Source organism: Sphingobium sp. FW306-1B-F04DB (assembly GCF_058781925.1).
Genome location: NZ_JBYSXE010000104.1, coordinates 1 through 2,962 on the forward strand (window position 1 = coordinate 1; position 2,962 = coordinate 2,962).

A 2,962-nucleotide genomic window follows, 5' to 3' on the forward strand; every position below is an offset into this window, starting at 1 on the left:
CCATGAGCAGGCCCGCCATGCCCCCGGCATGGCTGCGGATGCCCGGGGGGCATCCGCACCTGCTCATCCTCCCCTGAGGGGAAGGGGCGAAGAGCTCGGTGCCTGTGTCGCGCTCGCCTTTCCCGACCGCCTGTCAAAACGCCGCGATGCCGATGGCGCCAACTGGATCTCGGTCGGCGGGCGCGGTTTCCGGCTCGATCCCGCATCGCCGCTCGCGCGCGCCGAATGGCTCGCGGTCGCCGAGATCCAGGGTGCCGCCTCGGGCGCCCGCATCCTTTCCGCCGCACCCGTCGACTTCGCCACCGTCGAGGCGCTGTTCGGCGACCGCATCGAGAGCGGCGCGCATATGACCTTCGATCCCGCCACCGGCGGGGTGAAGGCGATGCACGGCCGCTGGCTCGGCGCGGTCCAGCTTGCCAAAGGGCAGGATGCCAGGGCGGACCCCGCCGCAATCGCCGCCGCGCTCGTCGAGGGCGTTCGCAGCCACGGGCTCGACCTGCTGCCGTGGAGCGACAACGCCCGCGCGCTGCGGCTGCGTGCGCAATTCGCGCGCGCGCATGACGCGGCCTTGCCCGACCTGTCCGACGCCGCGCTGCTCGCCACGCTCGACGACTGGCTGCCCCCGATCGTTGCGGGCAGGCGCCGCCTGTCGGACCTCGACGGCTCGGCGCTTGCCGGTGTGCTCGATGCGCTGCTGGGATGGGATGGGCGCAAGCGCGTCGACACGCTTGCCCCCGCGGATTTCACGACGCCTGCGGGCAGTACGCATGCGATCGACTATGAGGCCGAAGGCGGTCCGACCGTCACCATGCGCGTCCAGGCGCTGTTCGGGCTGTCGACGCATCCCGCGGTCGCCGGCGGGCGCGTGCCGCTGATCCTCAGCCTCACCTCGCCCGCGGGGCGCCCGATCCAGACGACGCGCGACCTGCCGGGCTTCTGGGCGGGAAGCTGGGCCGATGTCGCCAGGGAGATGCGCGGCCGCTACCCCAGGCATCCCTGGCCCGACGATCCCGCCGCCGCCAGCGCGACGCTCCGAACCAAAAAGGCCGACGGGCGGCATCGGTCGTGAAGGCGCACTTGACGAATCCCCTCACATTTCGCACTGGACAGGCACTGAATTCAGGGAAAACGGACATGGCCGCGCGTATCTACCAGACCCCCAAAAATGCGATGCAGTCGGGCCGGGCGCTCACCCATCGCTGGGTGCTGGAATTCGAGCCCGCGGAAGCCAAGCGCCCCGACCCGCTGATGGGCTGGGCGGGATCGGGCGACACGCGCGAGCAGGTGATACTCACCTTCCCCGACGTCGATGCCGCCAAGGCCTATGCCGAGCGCAACGGCCTCGCCTATCACGTCGTCGCCGCGCCCGAGCGCAAATTGAAGCTCCAGGCCTACGCCGACAATTTCCGGTAAGTGGCGGGGGCGAGCAGCCGCCCAGATCCTCCCCGGCACGGGGAGGGGGACCACGCGAAGCGTGGTGGAGGGGCTGGAGCGAAAGCTGTCAATTCAGTGCAACCCCTCCGTCAGCCCTGCGGGCTGAGTGCCGGGTCGATCATGCCCCGCACGATCTTGGATTGCCGGGGGCAATCCAACCCGGCGCTCTCCCCGTACCGGGGAGGATCTCATGGCCACTGCATCGCGAGCCGCCACCCCGGTCCGCCGCCTATCCCCGCAATATATCCCCCGCCAGCAGTAACAGCATCTTGGCGTCGATCCTGAAGCCCTGGTTGCGCTTGGCCGCCACGAACTGCGCGACCTCGCCCAGCGGCACGCGGTGCACGATGATATGTTCGTCCTCGACCCCGCCGCCCTCGCCCACGCGGACCAACTCGGTCGCGCGCACCAGCTCGAAGGTCTCCGAGACCATGCCGGGCGAAGAGGCGAAGCTGCCGATCAGCTCGATCCTGCCCGCGCGATAGCCCGTCTCTTCCTCGAGTTCGCGCGTGGCCGCGATCTCGATCGACTCGCCTTCCTCATCGTCGCCGACAAGCCCCGCGGGGAGCTCGAGACACGGCGCCTTCAGCGGATGGCGATATTGCTCGACCAGCAGCACATGGCCGTCGTCGATCGCGACGATCACCGCCGCGTTGATGTTGCGGGCGCGCGAGACATATTCCCACTTGCCCTCCTGCTTGGCCACGAGAAAGCGGCCATGCCACATGATTTCCACGGGATCTGACATTGTAACTCCGGTAGGTAGGCGGCGTTCGTTACAGCTCGATGAGCCGGTCGGGAAGTTCGTTGGGATCCTCGTGATCCTTCGGGAAATGTCCGGCAAGAATGCTGCCCACCTGCGCCACCGCGGCCGCCATGCCTTCGCCGGGGCGTCCTTCGCGAACCTGATCGATCAGCGCGGCCATCGCATCGCCCCATGCCTCGGGGGCGACCGCGCGGTGCACCGCCTCGTCGGCGACGATCTCGGCCATATGCTCGCCCATCGACAGGTAGATCAGCACCCCCGTCTTCTTCATCGTCCGGCTTTCCGCGCCCACCTTGAAATACTGGATCGCGCGCCGCCGCACGCGCCGTGCCTTGGTCGCACGCGGGGTGAGCGCAAGCCTGAGTGGCGTCCAGGCGAGGATATAGCGCACCGCGAGGAACTTGATCGCGAGCAGCACGAAGAGGACGGGCAGGATCTCGCGTAGCGTGAATTCATGCTCCCAGCCGCTGGCGAGCCAGGTCAGCAGCGCGATGATCCTTTCGGGGAACACCGCGAACAGCGCGAACGCGAGGAACATGACGCCAAGCGCCCAGTGCAGCGCGGCGTCGTGATACGCGTCGGAGACATCGGTCACGATCGTCACGATCTCGCCATCGGTGCCACGCTCGGCCTCGGATACCGCCGCGCTCACCCGCGCATGGTCCGCCTCACTCAGCCGGTTCACCTTTGCCATCACCAATCCCCCGATGCGCCGCCGCCGCACGCGCCGTGCCTTGGTCGCACGCGGGGTGAGCGCAAGCC

General features: G+C 68.6%; 4 protein-coding genes. 2 read left to right on the forward strand and 2 right to left on the reverse strand.

The genetic code is table 11. The annotated features are described in order from the left end of the window. Together AC3WJD_RS21810 and AC3WJD_RS21815 are read left to right on the forward strand one after the other, a co-directional pair. The coding region (locus AC3WJD_RS21810; RefSeq protein WP_492748926.1) for an ATP-dependent helicase C-terminal domain-containing protein at window positions 1-1,069 on the forward strand (1,069 nt) is incomplete at its 5' end. A gap of 65 nt (window positions 1,070-1,134) precedes the next feature. Then, window positions 1,135-1,413, forward strand: a complete 279-nt coding sequence (locus AC3WJD_RS21815; RefSeq protein WP_492748928.1) for an ETC complex I subunit — start codon at window positions 1,135-1,137, stop codon at window positions 1,411-1,413. Window positions 1,414-1,663: 250 nt separating this feature from the next. Here the strand turns inward: AC3WJD_RS21815 and AC3WJD_RS21820 are convergent, their stop codons facing one another. After that, window positions 1,664-2,182: an NUDIX hydrolase gene (locus AC3WJD_RS21820; protein ID WP_492748930.1), complete on the reverse strand. Its 519-nt coding sequence runs from the start codon at window positions 2,180-2,182 to the stop codon at window positions 1,664-1,666. Between the two features lie 28 nt (window positions 2,183-2,210). After that, the gene (locus tag AC3WJD_RS21825; RefSeq protein WP_492748932.1) at window positions 2,211-2,894 is read right to left on the reverse strand and encodes a TPM domain-containing protein; all 684 of its coding nucleotides are present in this window, start codon (window positions 2,892-2,894) and stop codon (window positions 2,211-2,213) included. Window positions 2,895-2,962 lie beyond the last annotated feature (68 nt).